The organism is Acinetobacter lwoffii (assembly GCF_022967985.1).
Lineage (GTDB): Bacteria > Pseudomonadota > Gammaproteobacteria > Pseudomonadales > Moraxellaceae > Acinetobacter.
The window spans coordinates 230,941-243,660 of the sequence record NZ_JALJVC010000002.1; the positions used below are offsets into that span (position 1 = coordinate 230,941).

At 44.6% G+C, this 12,720-nt stretch carries 25 protein-coding genes and 1 pseudogene; all 26 read left to right on the forward strand.

Features of this window, described 5'->3' with window-relative positions:
• The first annotated feature begins 1 nt into the window (after position 1).
• The 26 genes and pseudogenes from rplD to rplQ all read left to right on the forward strand — a co-directional run bounded on the left by rplD (position 2) and on the right by rplQ (position 12,533).
• Positions 2 to 604, forward strand: a complete 603-nt coding sequence (gene rplD / locus MWG72_RS02535) for a 50S ribosomal protein L4 (RefSeq protein ID WP_004281511.1) — start codon at positions 2 to 4, stop codon at positions 602 to 604.
• Positions 601 to 921 (forward strand): 50S ribosomal protein L23, encoded by a 321-nt coding sequence (gene rplW, locus MWG72_RS02540; RefSeq protein WP_004281510.1) that lies wholly within the window; start codon positions 601 to 603, stop codon positions 919 to 921. Before rplD ends, rplW begins: the two co-directional genes overlap by 4 nt.
• An 11-nt stretch (positions 922 to 932) precedes the next feature.
• The gene (rplB, locus tag MWG72_RS02545) at positions 933 to 1,757 is read left to right on the forward strand and encodes a 50S ribosomal protein L2 (RefSeq protein WP_004281509.1); all 825 of its coding nucleotides are present in this window, start codon (positions 933 to 935) and stop codon (positions 1,755 to 1,757) included.
• Between the two features lie 19 nt (positions 1,758 to 1,776).
• Positions 1,777 to 2,052, forward strand: a complete 276-nt coding sequence (rpsS, locus tag MWG72_RS02550; protein WP_004281508.1) for a 30S ribosomal protein S19 — start codon at positions 1,777 to 1,779, stop codon at positions 2,050 to 2,052.
• Positions 2,053 to 2,063: 11 nt separating this feature from the next.
• Positions 2,064 to 2,393, forward strand: coding sequence for a 50S ribosomal protein L22 (rplV, locus tag MWG72_RS02555; RefSeq protein ID WP_001982638.1), 330 nt, complete (start codon positions 2,064 to 2,066; stop codon positions 2,391 to 2,393).
• A 1-nt stretch (position 2,394) separates the two neighbouring features.
• Positions 2,395 to 3,211, forward strand: a pseudogene (rpsC, locus tag MWG72_RS02560) (30S ribosomal protein S3).
• Positions 3,151 to 3,564, forward strand: coding sequence for a 50S ribosomal protein L16 (rplP, locus tag MWG72_RS02565; protein ID WP_004281506.1), 414 nt, complete (start codon positions 3,151 to 3,153; stop codon positions 3,562 to 3,564). Before rpsC ends, rplP begins: the two are co-directional and overlap by 61 nt.
• Complete coding sequence (rpmC, locus tag MWG72_RS02570) at positions 3,564 to 3,761, forward strand: 50S ribosomal protein L29 (protein ID WP_004281505.1); 198 nt, start codon at positions 3,564 to 3,566, stop codon at positions 3,759 to 3,761. The genes rplP and rpmC overlap by 1 nt, the downstream gene beginning before the upstream one ends.
• A complete protein-coding gene (rpsQ, locus tag MWG72_RS02575) occupies positions 3,758 to 4,015 on the forward strand; it encodes a 30S ribosomal protein S17 (RefSeq protein WP_004281504.1) in 258 nt (85 codons plus the stop codon). The genes rpmC and rpsQ overlap by 4 nt, the downstream gene beginning before the upstream one ends.
• Before the next feature lie 91 nt (positions 4,016 to 4,106).
• Positions 4,107 to 4,475 (forward strand): 50S ribosomal protein L14, encoded by a 369-nt coding sequence (rplN, locus tag MWG72_RS02580; protein ID WP_004281503.1) that lies wholly within the window; start codon positions 4,107 to 4,109, stop codon positions 4,473 to 4,475.
• A 9-nt stretch (positions 4,476 to 4,484) separates the two neighbouring features.
• On the forward strand, positions 4,485 to 4,802 hold the full coding sequence (gene rplX / locus MWG72_RS02585) for a 50S ribosomal protein L24 (protein WP_004281502.1): 318 nt from the start codon (positions 4,485 to 4,487) through the stop codon (positions 4,800 to 4,802).
• Positions 4,803 to 4,818: 16 nt separating this feature from the next.
• On the forward strand, positions 4,819 to 5,355 hold the full coding sequence (gene rplE, locus MWG72_RS02590) for a 50S ribosomal protein L5 (RefSeq protein WP_004645057.1): 537 nt from the start codon (positions 4,819 to 4,821) through the stop codon (positions 5,353 to 5,355).
• A gap of 9 nt (positions 5,356 to 5,364) precedes the next feature.
• Complete coding sequence (gene rpsN, locus MWG72_RS02595; protein WP_004732275.1) at positions 5,365 to 5,670, forward strand: 30S ribosomal protein S14; 306 nt, start codon at positions 5,365 to 5,367, stop codon at positions 5,668 to 5,670.
• 12 nt (positions 5,671 to 5,682) lie between these two features.
• A complete protein-coding gene (gene rpsH, locus MWG72_RS02600) occupies positions 5,683 to 6,078 on the forward strand; it encodes a 30S ribosomal protein S8 (protein ID WP_004281499.1) in 396 nt (131 codons plus the stop codon).
• A gap of 13 nt (positions 6,079 to 6,091) precedes the next feature.
• Entirely contained in the window at positions 6,092 to 6,625 is a 534-nt protein-coding gene (gene rplF, locus MWG72_RS02605) for a 50S ribosomal protein L6 (RefSeq protein WP_004645059.1), read from the forward strand.
• A gap of 14 nt (positions 6,626 to 6,639) precedes the next feature.
• Entirely contained in the window at positions 6,640 to 6,990 is a 351-nt protein-coding gene (rplR, locus tag MWG72_RS02610) for a 50S ribosomal protein L18 (RefSeq protein WP_004281497.1), read from the forward strand.
• 2 nt (positions 6,991 to 6,992) lie between these two features.
• Positions 6,993 to 7,490 carry a 30S ribosomal protein S5 gene (gene rpsE / locus MWG72_RS02615; protein ID WP_004281496.1) on the forward strand — a complete coding sequence of 166 codons (498 nt, stop codon included), beginning with the start codon at positions 6,993 to 6,995 and terminating at the stop codon, positions 7,488 to 7,490.
• Positions 7,491 to 7,496: 6 nt separating this feature from the next.
• A complete protein-coding gene (gene rpmD / locus MWG72_RS02620; protein ID WP_004281495.1) occupies positions 7,497 to 7,673 on the forward strand; it encodes a 50S ribosomal protein L30 in 177 nt (58 codons plus the stop codon).
• A 3-nt stretch (positions 7,674 to 7,676) separates the two neighbouring features.
• A complete protein-coding gene (gene rplO, locus MWG72_RS02625; protein WP_004281494.1) occupies positions 7,677 to 8,117 on the forward strand; it encodes a 50S ribosomal protein L15 in 441 nt (146 codons plus the stop codon).
• A gap of 45 nt (positions 8,118 to 8,162) precedes the next feature.
• Entirely contained in the window at positions 8,163 to 9,482 is a 1,320-nt protein-coding gene (gene secY, locus MWG72_RS02630) for a preprotein translocase subunit SecY (protein ID WP_180037316.1), read from the forward strand.
• A gap of 19 nt (positions 9,483 to 9,501) precedes the next feature.
• Entirely contained in the window at positions 9,502 to 9,618 is a 117-nt protein-coding gene (gene rpmJ / locus MWG72_RS02635) for a 50S ribosomal protein L36 (RefSeq protein WP_000867907.1), read from the forward strand.
• A gap of 105 nt (positions 9,619 to 9,723) precedes the next feature.
• On the forward strand, positions 9,724 to 10,080 hold the full coding sequence (gene rpsM, locus MWG72_RS02640) for a 30S ribosomal protein S13 (RefSeq protein WP_004281492.1): 357 nt from the start codon (positions 9,724 to 9,726) through the stop codon (positions 10,078 to 10,080).
• A 19-nt stretch (positions 10,081 to 10,099) separates the two neighbouring features.
• A complete protein-coding gene (rpsK, locus tag MWG72_RS02645) occupies positions 10,100 to 10,486 on the forward strand; it encodes a 30S ribosomal protein S11 (protein WP_004281491.1) in 387 nt (128 codons plus the stop codon).
• Between the two features lie 12 nt (positions 10,487 to 10,498).
• Positions 10,499 to 11,125 (forward strand): 30S ribosomal protein S4, encoded by a 627-nt coding sequence (gene rpsD, locus MWG72_RS02650; RefSeq protein WP_004281490.1) that lies wholly within the window; start codon positions 10,499 to 10,501, stop codon positions 11,123 to 11,125.
• Positions 11,126 to 11,141: 16 nt separating this feature from the next.
• Complete coding sequence (locus MWG72_RS02655) at positions 11,142 to 12,149, forward strand: DNA-directed RNA polymerase subunit alpha (RefSeq protein ID WP_004281489.1); 1,008 nt, start codon at positions 11,142 to 11,144, stop codon at positions 12,147 to 12,149.
• Between the two features lie 18 nt (positions 12,150 to 12,167).
• Positions 12,168 to 12,533, forward strand: coding sequence for a 50S ribosomal protein L17 (rplQ, locus tag MWG72_RS02660; protein ID WP_004281488.1), 366 nt, complete (start codon positions 12,168 to 12,170; stop codon positions 12,531 to 12,533).
• Positions 12,534 to 12,720 lie beyond the last annotated feature (187 nt).

Here is a 12,720-nt window from a genome sequence, read left to right on the forward strand (position 1 = left end):
CGTGAATTTAAATACTGTTTCCGGCTCTGCTGTTGAATTATCAGAAGTTGCGTTCGGTCGTGAATTTAATGAAGCTCTTGTTCACCAAGTGGTTACAGCTTATTTAGCTGGTGGCCGTCAAGGTTCAAAAGCTCAGAAATCACGTGCAGACGTTTCTGGCGGTGGTCGCAAGCCATTCCGTCAAAAAGGTACTGGCCGCGCTCGTGCTGGTTCTATTCGTAGCCCAATCTGGGTTGGCGGTGGTAAAACTTTTGCTGCTCGTCCACAAGACTGGTCTCAAAAAGTAAACCGTAAAATGTACCGCGGTGCTATGCAATGCATCCTAGCTGAACTTGTTCGTCAAGATCGCTTAGTTTTAGTTGAAGAGTTTGCTGTTGCAGCTCCAAAAACTAAAGAATTGCTTGCAAAACTTAACGACTTGAATGCGACTCGCGCATTGATCGTTACTGATGCTGTTGATGAGAACCTGTATCTTGCTGCGCGCAACATTCCACACGTTGATGTGGTTGATGCTGCTGCAATCGATCCGGTTAGCTTGATTGCGTTCGACAAAGTTGTTATGTCTGTAGCTGCTGCTAAGAAAATTGAGGTAGAACTCGGATGAACAACGAACGTATCTATCAAGTCCTGCAAGGACCTGTATTCTCAGAAAAAGCACAAGTTTTAGGTGAAACTGCTGGTGTTCAAGTGTTTAAAGTTGCATTAAATGCAAACAAGCTTGAAATCAAAAAAGCAGTGGAACAACTCTTTGGTGTGGAAGTTGTTAAAGTTAACACGACTATCACTAAAGGTAAGTCTAAACGCTTTGGTAAAACATTAGGACGTCGTTCTGATGTTAAAAAAGCATACGTCACCCTGAAAGCTGGCCAAGATGTTGAAATGGCTGACTTGGGCGATACCGCTGAAAGCACAGCGGAATAAGGACGAGAATTATGCCTATTCAAAAATGTAAGCCAACGTCTCCAGGACGTCGCTTTGTAGAGAAAGTGGTTCACGATCACCTTCACAAAGGCGCACCATACTCTCCGTTGGTTGAAGCTAAAAAACGTACTGGCGGCCGTAATAATAACGGTCACATCACGACTCGTCACGTTGGTGGCGGTCACAAGCAGCACTACCGTCTAGTTGATTTTAAACGTAACAAAGATGGTATTCCTGCAACTGTAGAGCGTATCGAATACGATCCTAACCGTACTGCACACATTGCACTTGTATTGTATGCTGATGGTGAGCGTCGTTATATCATCGCTCCTAAAGGCCTTCGCGCTGGCGATAAAGTACAGTCTGGTAACGATGCTCCAATTCGTCCAGGTAACTGCTTGCCGCTTCGCAACATGCCTATCGGTTCTACTCTTCACAACATCGAACTTAAAATCGGTAAAGGCGCGCAGTTAGCTCGTTCAGCTGGTACTTCAGTTCAGCTGTTGGGTCGTGACGGTTCTTACGCTATCGTTCGTCTGCGTTCAGGCGAGATGCGTAAAATTCACGTTGAATGCCGTGCTGTGTTAGGTGAAGTATCTAACTCAGAAAGCAACCTTCGTTCACTAGGTAAAGCTGGTGCATCACGCTGGCGTGGTGTTCGTCCTACCGTTCGTGGTATGGCGATGAACCCAGTTGACCATCCACATGGTGGTGGTGAAGGGCGTAACAAAGGTATTCAACCTGTAAGCCCATGGGGTCAAAAAGCTAAAGGGTACAAGACACGTACCAATAAGCGTACGACTAAGATGATTATTCGCGACCGTCGCGTTAAGTAACAAGTAAAGGAATCTGACAATGCCTCGTTCTCTGAAAAAAGGCCCATTCGTCGATGCGCACTTGTTCGCTAAGGTTGAAGCGGCTATCGCGGCTAATAACCGTAAGCCGATCAAAACTTGGTCGCGTCGTTCGATGATCCTCCCGGATTTTGTTGGTTTAACAATTTCTGTACACAATGGCCGTAACCACGTTCCTGTGATCGTTTCTGAGCACATGGTTGGTCACAAGCTTGGTGAATTTGCACCAACTCGTACCTATCGCGGTCACGGTGTTGACAAGAAATCTAAACGTTAATGGGTGCTATGATGGAAGTAACTGCTAAATTACGCGGTGCCGCTATCTCGGCACAAAAAGCTCGTTTGGTTGCAGATCTTATCCGCGGCAAATCTGTTGCGCACGCTCTTAACATCCTTAACTTCAGCAACAAAAAAGCTGCAGTTCTAGTTAAGAAAGCGTTGGAATCTGCGATTGCAAACGCTGAACACAATAACAGTTTAGATGTAGACGACCTTAAAGTTTCTACGATCTACGTTGATGAAGGCATGAGCCTGAAACGTATTATGCCACGTGCTAAAGGCCGTGCAGATCGTATTACTAAGCGTACTTGTCACATCACCGTTAAGGTAGGGGTTTGATATGGGTCAGAAGGTTCATCCAATCGGTATCCGCCTAGGTGTTGTGAAACGTCATAACGCTAACTGGTATGCGAATCCGAAACAATACGCTGAATACTTGCTTAAAGATCTTCAAGTTCGTGAGTTTTTGATCAAAAAACTTAAAAACGCGATGATCAGCAACATTCTTATCGAGCGTCCTACAGGCGCTGCTAAAGTAACTATTAGCACTGCTCGTCCAGGTATCGTAATCGGTAAAAAAGGCGAAGATATTGAGAAACTACAACGCGAATTAACATCTATCATGGGTGTTCCTGCGCAAGTAAGTATCAATGAAATTGATCGTCCAGACTTAGACGCGCGTCTAGTTGCTGAAGCTATCGCTTCTCAATTGGAAAAACGTGTAATGTTCCGTCGTGCTATGAAGCGTGCGGTTCAAAACACAATGCGTGCTGGTGCTAAAGGTATTAAAGTAGAAGTTTCGGGCCGTTTAGGTGGTGCTGAGATTGCTCGTACTGAGTGGTATCGTGAAGGTCGTGTACCTCTACATACGCTTCGTGCAGATATCGACTATGCGACTATGCGTGCTGAGACTACTTACGGTACGATCGGTGTTAAAGTTTGGATCTTCCGTGGTGAGATCTTGGGCGGCATGAAACAAGTCATGAACCCAGCTCCAGCTGAAGAGCGTCCAGCTAAACGCGGTCGTGGTCGTGGTGAAGGTCAAGAGCGTCGTGGTCGTCGCAATGATCGTTCTGCTGAAAAAGGAGAATAATCCATGTTGCAACCTAAGCGTACTAAATTCCGTAAAGTGCAGAAAGGCCGTAACACTGGTCTAGCACACCGCGGTAGCACAGTATCTTTCGGTACTATTGCACTTAAATCAGTTGAACGTGGTCAAATGACTGCGCGTCAAATTGAAGCAGCGCGTCGTACAATTAGCCGTCGTATTAAGCGTGGTGGTAAGATCTTTATCCGTGTATTCCCGGACAAACCGATTACTTCTAAGCCTCTTGAAGTGCGTATGGGTAAAGGTAAAGGTTCTGTGGAATATTGGGTTTGCCAAATCAAACCAGGTAAAGTCTTGTACGAAATTGATGGTGTTAACGAAGAATTGGCTCGCGAAGCGTTTACGCTTGCAGCAGCTAAACTTCCGTTTAAAACCGCTATCGTGACTCGGACGGTAATGTAATGAAAACTAAAGATCTACGTGAAAAGTCGGTAGAAGAGTTGACAGCTTTGCTTGATGAGCAACAGCTTAACCAATTCCGTCTTCGTATGGCGAAAGCAACTGGTCAATTGGGTAAATCGCATGAAGTTGCACTTACTCGTCAGACTATTGCTCGTATTAAGACCCTCCTTACCGAAAAACAGGGGAACGGACAATGAGTGATAAAACAGTCCGCACGTTAACTGGCAAAGTTGTAAGCGACAAGATGGATAAATCTATCGTTGTTCTTATTGAACGCCAAGTTCAACACCCGTTGTATGGCAAATTAATCCGCCGTTCAACAAAATTACATGCTCATGATGAGAACAACACAGCGAAAGCTGGTGATGTTGTAACCATTAAAGAAAGCCGCCCAATTTCTAAAACTAAGTCTTGGACTCTAGTTGAAGTTGTTGAAGCAGCTGCTGAGTAATTAACGTTCTTGTTGCATCATCGGTCAATTTCGAGTACTCTTTGAGCCTTTCGAAATTTCGACCGGTGTTGCTCGGTTTTGGAGTAGGGCAATGATTCAGACCGAAACTATGCTCGACGTAGCAGACAACAGTGGTGCACGCCGCGTACAATGTATTAAAGTACTTGGTGGCTCGCATCGTCGTTATGCTTCTGTTGGCGACATTATTAAAGTTACTGTAAAAGAAGCAATTCCACGCGCACGTGTTAAAAAAGGTGACGTGATGAATGCGGTTGTAGTTCGTACAAAATTCGGTATCCGTCGTGCAGACGGTTCAGTGATTCGTTTCGACGATAACGCTGCTGTTATTTTGAACAACAACAAAGCGCCGATTGCAACTCGTATTTTCGGACCAGTGACTCGTGAACTTCGTACTGAACAGTTCATGAAAATTATTTCATTGGCTCCTGAAGTTCTATAAGAGGCGATCATGGCTAAGATTAAAAAAGGCGATCAAGTAATTGTGATCGCAGGTAAAGAAAAAGGCAAACAGGGTACTGTTCTGTCTGTTTCTAATGACCGTGTTAAGGTTGAAGGCCTTAACTTGGTGAAGAAGCATCAGAAGCCGAACCGTGCTACAGGCGCTGAAGGTAGCGTTGTAACTCAGGAAGCTTCGCTTCATATTTCAAACGTGGCAGTTTTTAATGCTACAACCCAAAAGGCTGACCGTGTTGGTTACCAAGTGATTGATGGCGTGAAAACTCGCGTATTCAAATCAAATGGTGAATCAGTGGCGGTAGCGAAGTAATAGGTTGATATAGGCCATGGCCAGACTTAAAACACGTTACAACGACGAACTTAAAGCCCAATTACAAGAAGTATTGGGCGTTAAGAATGTGATGGAGATTCCTCGCATCACTAAAATCACGATCAACATGGGTGTTGGCGCAGCTGCTGCCGACAAAAAACTCCTTGATGGTGCTCTTTCAGATATGCAAGCTATCGCTGGTCAAAAACCAGTACTTACGTTAGCTCGTAAATCAATCGCTGGTTTTAAAATCCGTGATGGTTGGCCGATCGGTTGTAAAGTTACTTTACGCGGCGAACGTATGTACGAATTCTTGGACCGTTTGATCTCGATTGCGATCCCTCGTATCCGTGACTTCCGTGGTTTCTCTGCGAAATCATTCGACGGTCGTGGTAACTACTCAATGGGTCTTAAGGAACAAATCATGTTCCCTGAAATCGATTTTGACAAGATTGATCGTATTCGTGGTATGGATATTACCATTACTACGACTGCTCGCACCGATGACGAAGGCCGTGCGCTTATGCGTGCATTCGGCTTCCCGTTCAAATAAGAGGTCGATATGGCTAAGAAAGGTATGATTAATCGCGAATTGAAACGCGAAGCTACTGTTGCTAAATACGCTGCAAAACGTGCTGAATTAAAAGCTGTTATTGCAAACGTAAATGCATCAGACGAAGAACGTTTCGAAGCGATGATGAAATTACAAGCATTACCACGTAATGCATCTCCAGTACGTCTACGTAACCGTTGTGGTTTAACTGGTCGTCCTCATGGTTACTTCCGTAAGTTCGGTTTAAGCCGTAACAAATTACGTGAAACAGTAATGCAAGGTGATGTACCTGGCGTTGTTAAGGCAAGCTGGTAAGGAGCACTATAGATGAGTATGCAAGATACCGTTGCCGACATGCTAACACGTGTTCGTAACGCACAAATGGCAAAGAAACAAACTGTTTCTATGCCTAATTCTAAGTTGAAAGTAGCAATTGCTAACTTACTTCAACAAGAAGGTTATATTTCAAACGTAGAAGTTGCGGATGCTGAAGGCAAACCAACTCTTACTTTGACTTTAAAGTATTTCGAAGGCAAACCAGTTATCGAAACTGTGAAGCGCGTAAGCCGTCCAGGTCTACGTCAGTATCGCGGTAAAGATGCACTTCCTAGCGTTAAGCAAGGTTTAGGTATTGCAATTGTTTCTACAAGCAAAGGCATCATGACTGATCGCGCTGCACGTGCTGCAGGCGTTGGTGGTGAAGTTATTGCTTTTGTTTCTTAATAGGTGATTCCTCATGTCTCGTGTGGCTAAAGCCCCAGTAACTGTACCTAACGGTGTAACAGTTACTCAGAACGGCCGGCAGGTCGAAGTGAAAGGCACTAAAGGTACATTGTCTTTCAACCTGCATGCGCTGGTCGAGCTTAAACAGGAAGACGGTATTCTAGCTATTGCTCCAGTACAAGAGTCGAAAGACGCTTGGATGCAAGCTGGTACTGCTCGCGCTGTGCTTAACAACCTTGTAAAAGGTGTTAGCGAAGGTTTCGAACGTAAGTTACAGCTTATCGGTGTTGGTTATAAAGCTGCGGTTAAAGGTGACGTTGTTCATCTTAACCTTGGTTTCTCTCACCCGATCGATTATGCACTTCCTGCAGGTGTAACTGCTGAAACTCCAACTGCAACTGAAATCATTCTTAAATCTGCTGATAAAGCAGCTTTAGGACAGGTTGCTGCAGATATCCGTGGTTACCGTCCACCAGAGCCATATAAAGGCAAAGGTGTTCGTTATTCTGACGAAGTTGTACTTCGTAAAGAAGCTAAGAAGAAATAAGGCGCGAGGTTCTTATGAACGAAAAGAAACAATCCCGTTTGCGTCGTGCGAAAAGCACACGCTTGCACATCCGTGCATTGGGTGCGACTCGTTTGTGTGTAAACCGCACTCCGCGTCACATCTATGCTCAAGTTATCTCTGCAGATGGTGGCAAAGTATTAGCGCAAGCTTCTACTTTAGACGCTACTCTACGTGCGGGTACAACTGGTAACGTTGAAGCAGCTCAAAAAGTAGGTGCTTTAATCGCAGAACGCGCTAAAGCAGCTGGTGTTACTAAAGTTGCATTTGACCGTTCTGGTTTTAAATATCATGGTCGTATCAAAGCCTTGGCTGATGCTGCTCGTGAAAACGGCTTGGAGTTCTAATCATGGCTAAAGTTGAACAAAACGAAGGTCTTGTTGAAAAGCTGGTTGCCGTTGATCGTGTAGCCAAAGTTGTTAAGGGTGGTCGTATCTTCTCTTTCACAGCATTAACTGTTGTGGGTGATGGTAATGGTCGCGTAGGTTTTGGTCGTGGTAAAGCACGTGAAGTTCCAGCTGCTATCTCTAAAGCACTTGAAGCTGCTCGTCGCAATATGATTACTGTTGACCTTGTTGATGGTACGTTACAGCACCCAATTCATGCACGTCACGGCGCTAGCCGCGTATTCATGCAGCCTGCCTCTGAAGGTACAGGTGTAATTGCTGGTGGCGCTATGCGTGCAGTTCTAGAAGCTGTAGGCGTACGTAACGTGTTGACTAAATGCCGTGGTTCTACTAACGCTGCTAACGTAGTAAACGCAACTTTCAATGGTTTGCGTGATATGACTACTCCTGAAAAGGTTGCTGCGAAACGTGGTCTTTCAGTAGAACAAATTCAAGGGTAATCAATCATGAAAACGATTAAAGTTACCCAGACTAAATCTGCATCGCACCGCTTGAAAAATCACAAGCTTAGCCTGCAAGGTTTAGGTCTGCGTCGTATTGGTCATACTGTAGAAGTGTTAGACACACCTTCTAACCGTGGTATGATCAACCAAGTCTACTATATGGTTAGTGTAGAGGAATAAGCCATGACTCTGCGTTTAAATACAATTGCACCTGCAGAAGGTGCTAAACGTGACAACCTTCGTTTAGGCCGTGGTATCGGTTCTGGCGTTGGTAAGACCGGTGGCCGTGGTGTCAAAGGTCAAAACTCACGTAAGAGCGGTGGTACTCGTCCAGGTTTCGAAGGCGGTCAAACAGCACTTTATCGTCGTTTGCCTAAATTCGGCTTCACTAGCCAATTAGCTTTGAAAACTGCTGAAGTACGTTTATCTGAGCTTGCTAAAGTTGAAGGCGACATCGTGTCTCTTGAAACTTTAAAAGCTGCGAACGTTGTACGTAAAGACATGATCCGTGCTCGTATCGTACTTTCTGGTGAAATTACTCGTGCATTCACTGTTCAAGGTGTTGCATTGACTAAAGGCGCTAAAGCTGCTGTTGAAGCTGCTGGCGGCAAAGTCGAGGAGTAATCCCCAGTGTCTATGACTCCTAGTTCTTCAGGTCATGTCAACATGATGAAAGGCCAACCATTTCATGTGAAATACCGTGAAATTATTCGTCGAATGATGTTTCTCATTGGTGCGTTGTTGGTGTTTCGACTAGGAGCGCATATTCCAGTACCAGGCATCAATAATGCTGCGTTAGAAAACTTGTTTAATGCAAACCAAGGTACCATCCTTGGTTTGTTTAACATGTTCTCTGGTGGTGCATTAGAACGAATGTCTATTCTTGCTCTCGGGATCATGCCATACATCTCTGCGTCGATTATCGTGCAGTTGATGTCAACTGTGGTTCCTTCGCTGGAAGCTTTAAAGAAAGAAGGCGAGCAAGGCAAACGTAAAATTAATCAATACACACGACAAGGTACATTATTCTTAGCGCTGGTACAGGCTATAGGTATGTGTGCAGGCCTGATCAGTCAGGGGATTACCCTGAATACTGGTTTGGCTTTTTATGTTCCTGCAGTAACCTCACTGGTTGCGGGGACCATGTTCTTGATGTGGTTGGGTGAACAGATTACCGAGCGTGGGGTGGGAAATGGTATTTCCATGATCATCTTCGCGGGTATTGTTGCCGGATTGCCTAATCTGATTATGCAATCTTTCTCCTCTGTAGATAATGGCCAGACCAGCCTGATTGGCTTGGTAATTTTTGGTTTGTTATCTCTGGGTGTTTTGGCAGCGATCGTGTTTATTGAGAAAGCGCAGCGTCGTATTCCGGTAAACTATGCTCAAAAACAACAAGGTCGTCGTGTATTTACTGCACAGCAGACACATTTGCCATTAAAAATTAATATGGCGGGTGTGATTCCGGCAATTTTTGCCAGCTCATTACTTTTGTTCCCTGCGAGCTTAGGTCAGTGGGTGGGTAGTGCAGATCCAAATGCTGGATTTATTAAGCGTAGCCTGCAAGATGTAGCATTGGTATTGTCGCCTGGTCAGCCGTTGTATTTGGTGCTCTTTGGTGCGTTAATTATCTTTTTCTGTTACTTCTATACAGCACTGGTATTTAGTCCTAAAGAAGTGTCAGAGAACTTGAAACGCAGCGGAGCTTACGTGCCTGGTATACGTCCAGGTGAGCAAACTGCTCGTTACTTAGATCATATTCTCAATCGTTTGACGTTTATTGGCGCGATTTACATCACCGTCATTTGTTTGATGCCGATGGTATTGCAAAGTTCATTTGGTATTCCATTCTATTTGGGTGGTACCTCTTTGCTGATTGTTGTGGTAGTAGTGATGGACTTTATGGCTCAGCTGCAATCACACCTTACTTCGCACCAATACGATAATCAAACGTTAATGAGAAAAACGACTGCTCATCCTAAGGGATAAGCGCACTTGAGGTTTCATCATGAAAGTACAAGCTTCTGTTAAGAAAATTTGTGGTAGCTGTAAAGTTATCCGTCGTAATGGGGTTATCCGCGTAATTTGTAGCGCAGAACCTCGTCATAAGCAGCGTCAAGGTTAATCTGATTAAGACCTGTTGATTTCTGTAGGCGAATTAGGTTATTATCCGCCCCTCAAGATTTTTGTGGGGCGGTTGATTATCTACTGCCTTTTTGGAGAAAATTGAATGGCTCGTATTGCCGGTGTAAACATTCCGGATAACAAGCACGCTGTTATCTCTCTAACGTATATCTTTGGTATTGGTCGCCATACTTCAAAAGCTATCTTAGCTGCTGCTGGTATTGCTCCAACTACTAAGATCCGTGAATTAGATGACGCTCAGCTTGATGCGATTCGTGCAGAAGTTGCTAAGGTTCCGACCGAAGGTGATTTACGTCGCGAAATTTCCATGAACATTAAACGTTTAATGGATTTAGGCTGCTACCGCGGTCTTCGTCATCGTCGCAGCTTGCCTGTCCGCGGTCAACGCACCAAAACTAACGCTCGTACCCGTAAAGGTCCGCGCAAACCTATTAAGAAATAAGATTTCTGGAAGCTAAAAGATGGCTAAAGATACTCGCGCACGCAAGAAGGTCACTCGTACCGTCTCTGAAGGTGTCGCACACATTCACGCTTCTTTTAATAACACCATTGTGACTATTACCGATCGTCAAGGTAATGCACTGGCTTGGGCCACTTCAGGTGGACAAGGCTTCCGTGGATCACGTAAATCAACTCCGTTCGCTGCTCAGGTAGCTGCTGAAGTTGCTGGTAAAGCTGCTTTAGACTACGGTTTGAAAAACTTGGACGTCCTTGTAAAAGGTCCTGGTCCTGGTCGTGAATCTGCGGTTCGTGCTTTAGGTGCAGTGGGTTATAAAATTAACAGCATTACCGATGTGACGCCAATCCCGCACAACGGTTGCCGTCCACCTAAAAAACGTCGCGTGTAAGGAGAAACATTCATGGCTCGTTATATTGGTCCAAAATGCAAACTCTCTCGTCGCGAAGGGACAGACCTGCAACTTAAATCAGGCGTTAAACCGTTTGATGTTAAGACAAAAAAACATGCGAAAGTTCCTGGCCAACACGGCGGGGCTCGTGGTGGTAAACAATCTGAGTACTCACTACAATTACGTGAAAAACAAAAAGTACGTCGCATGTACGGTGTTTTAGAGCGTCAATTTAGTAACTACTATAAAGAAGCTGCTCGTGTTAAAGGCGCAACTGGTGAAAACCTGTTGAAGCTACTTGAAAGCCGTCTTGATAACGTTGTTTATCGTATGGGTTTCGGTTCTACTCGTGCAGAAGCTCGTCAGTTAGTATCTCACCGTAGCATCACTTTGAATGGCCGTCGTGTTAACATTGCGTCTATCCAAGTTAAAGCGGGTGATGTGATCGCAGTTCACGAAGGCGCTAAGCAACAATTACGTATCAAAAACGCAATTGAATTAGCTACTCAACGTGGCATGCCTTCTTGGATGGAAATTGACCATTCTAAATTAGAAGGTACGTTCAAAGCTGCACCGGATCGTTCTGATTTACCTGCTGAAATCAACGAAAGCTTGATTGTAGAATTGTATTCTAAATAATCCTTGAGGAAGCAATATGACGCGTACTGCAAATGAGTTTCTAACTCCGCAAGCGATCAAGGTCGAAGCGGCAAGCGGGACCTCGGCAAAAGTTATTCTAGAACCATTAGAGCGTGGCTTTGGTCATACTCTTGGTAATGCTTTACGTCGCATCCTTCTTTCTTCTCTACCTGGCGCAGCTGTGGTAGAAGTTGAGATTGAAGGGGTCGAGCACGAGTACAGTACTTTGGAAGGCTTGCAGCAGGACATCGTCGAGCTCTTGCTGAACCTAAAAGGATTGTCGATTAAGCTGTTCGATCAAAATGAAGCTTATTTAACATTAGAGAAACAAGGTGCAGGCGACGTAACTGCGGCTGACCTTCGTTTACCTCATAATGTTGAAGTGGTTAACCCTGAACATTTGATCGGTACTTTAAGTGCCTCAGGCTCATTGAAAATGCGTCTGAAAGTGGCTCAAGGTCGTGGCTACGAGACTTCTGATTCACGCTTCCCAGAAGGTGAAACTCGCCCAGTGGGTCGCTTGCAGTTAGATGCGTCTTACAGCCCAATCAAACGTGTTTCATATACCGTGGAAAACGCGCGTGTAGAACAACGTACTGACCTTGATAAACTGATCATTGATCTTGAAACTAACGGTACTGTAGATCCTGAAGAAGCGATCCGCAAAGCTGCAACTATTTTGCAGCAACAAATTGCGATCTTCGTTGACCTTCAGAAAGATCAAGCACCTGTTGCTCAAGAGCCTCGTGAAGAAGTTGACCCAATCTTGCTTCGCCCAGTAGATGATCTAGAGCTAACTGTTCGTTCTGCTAACTGTTTGAAAGCAGAAAACATTTACTACATTGGTGATCTTGTACAGCGTACCGAAGTTGAGTTGCTTAAAACTCCTAACTTGGGTAAAAAATCGCTTACTGAGATCAAAGATGTTCTGGCTTCTAAAGGCTTACAACTCGGCATGCGTTTAGAGAACTGGCCACCGGCTAGTCTCCGTATGGACGATCGTTTCGCCTATCGTAGCCGTTAATTAAGTAGGACTATCACCATGCGTCATCGTAATAGTGGTGTGAAATTAGGCCGTACAAGCAGTCATCGTAAAGCGATGTTCCAAAACATGGCTAACTCTTTGTTCGAGCACGAGTTGATCAAAACAACTGTGCCTAAAGCAAAAGAGTTACGTCGTGTAGCTGAGCCTTTAATCACTTTAGCTAAAAACGATACAGTAGCAAACCGTCGTTTGGCGTTTGCTCGTACTCGTTCAGCAGCAACTGTTGGTAAATTATTTACCGTTCTTGGCCCTCGTTACAAAGAGCGTAACGGCGGTTATCTACGTGTTCTTAAAGCGGGCTTCCGTGCAGGTGATGCTGCACCGATGGCTTACGTTGAGCTAGTAGATCGCGAAGTTAACTAATTTCGTGAAGAATAACGCAAGTTGTTCGAAAAGGTCGGTTGAATAAACCGGCCTTTTTTAATGCCTGTATATTTTAATTTAAAGTGATTCAGTTTCAGATAACTGATCTGGCCTCAAAAGATAAAAAAATAACGCCTTTTTAATAAACTTGACATTGTGTATTGTCAGTTTTGTGATTTAATAAAAA

Excerpts from the sequence above, each read along its gene's own strand:
- rpsS (WP_004281508.1), top strand. The coding sequence starts at position 1,777 with ATGCCTCGTTCTCTGAAAAAAGGCCCATTCGTCGATGCGCACTTGTTC.
- rplR (WP_004281497.1), top strand. The coding sequence starts at position 6,640 with ATGAACGAAAAGAAACAATCCCGTTTGCGTCGTGCGAAAAGCACACGC.
- rpsH (WP_004281499.1), top strand. The coding sequence starts at position 5,683 with ATGAGTATGCAAGATACCGTTGCCGACATGCTAACACGTGTTCGTAAC.
- rpsQ (WP_004281504.1), top strand. The coding sequence starts at position 3,758 with ATGAGTGATAAAACAGTCCGCACGTTAACTGGCAAAGTTGTAAGCGAC.
- rplP (WP_004281506.1), top strand. The coding sequence starts at position 3,151 with ATGTTGCAACCTAAGCGTACTAAATTCCGTAAAGTGCAGAAAGGCCGT.
- MWG72_RS02655 (WP_004281489.1), top strand. The coding sequence starts at position 11,142 with ATGACGCGTACTGCAAATGAGTTTCTAACTCCGCAAGCGATCAAGGTC.
- rpsE (WP_004281496.1), top strand. The coding sequence starts at position 6,993 with ATGGCTAAAGTTGAACAAAACGAAGGTCTTGTTGAAAAGCTGGTTGCC.
- rplV (WP_001982638.1), top strand. The coding sequence starts at position 2,064 with ATGGAAGTAACTGCTAAATTACGCGGTGCCGCTATCTCGGCACAAAAA.
- rpsK (WP_004281491.1), top strand. The coding sequence starts at position 10,100 with ATGGCTAAAGATACTCGCGCACGCAAGAAGGTCACTCGTACCGTCTCT.
- rplQ (WP_004281488.1), top strand. The coding sequence starts at position 12,168 with ATGCGTCATCGTAATAGTGGTGTGAAATTAGGCCGTACAAGCAGTCAT.
- rplW (WP_004281510.1), top strand. The coding sequence starts at position 601 with ATGAACAACGAACGTATCTATCAAGTCCTGCAAGGACCTGTATTCTCA.
- rplF (WP_004645059.1), top strand. The coding sequence starts at position 6,092 with ATGTCTCGTGTGGCTAAAGCCCCAGTAACTGTACCTAACGGTGTAACA.
- rpmJ (WP_000867907.1), top strand. The coding sequence starts at position 9,502 with ATGAAAGTACAAGCTTCTGTTAAGAAAATTTGTGGTAGCTGTAAAGTT.
- rpsM (WP_004281492.1), top strand. The coding sequence starts at position 9,724 with ATGGCTCGTATTGCCGGTGTAAACATTCCGGATAACAAGCACGCTGTT.
- rplX (WP_004281502.1), top strand. The coding sequence starts at position 4,485 with ATGGCTAAGATTAAAAAAGGCGATCAAGTAATTGTGATCGCAGGTAAA.
- rpsN (WP_004732275.1), top strand. The coding sequence starts at position 5,365 with ATGGCTAAGAAAGGTATGATTAATCGCGAATTGAAACGCGAAGCTACT.
- rpsD (WP_004281490.1), top strand. The coding sequence starts at position 10,499 with ATGGCTCGTTATATTGGTCCAAAATGCAAACTCTCTCGTCGCGAAGGG.
- rplB (WP_004281509.1), top strand. The coding sequence starts at position 933 with ATGCCTATTCAAAAATGTAAGCCAACGTCTCCAGGACGTCGCTTTGTA.
- secY (WP_180037316.1), top strand. The coding sequence starts at position 8,163 with ATGAAAGGCCAACCATTTCATGTGAAATACCGTGAAATTATTCGTCGA.
- rplO (WP_004281494.1), top strand. The coding sequence starts at position 7,677 with ATGACTCTGCGTTTAAATACAATTGCACCTGCAGAAGGTGCTAAACGT.
- rplE (WP_004645057.1), top strand. The coding sequence starts at position 4,819 with ATGGCCAGACTTAAAACACGTTACAACGACGAACTTAAAGCCCAATTA.
- rpmD (WP_004281495.1), top strand. The coding sequence starts at position 7,497 with ATGAAAACGATTAAAGTTACCCAGACTAAATCTGCATCGCACCGCTTG.
- rplN (WP_004281503.1), top strand. The coding sequence starts at position 4,107 with ATGATTCAGACCGAAACTATGCTCGACGTAGCAGACAACAGTGGTGCA.
- rpmC (WP_004281505.1), top strand. The coding sequence starts at position 3,564 with ATGAAAACTAAAGATCTACGTGAAAAGTCGGTAGAAGAGTTGACAGCT.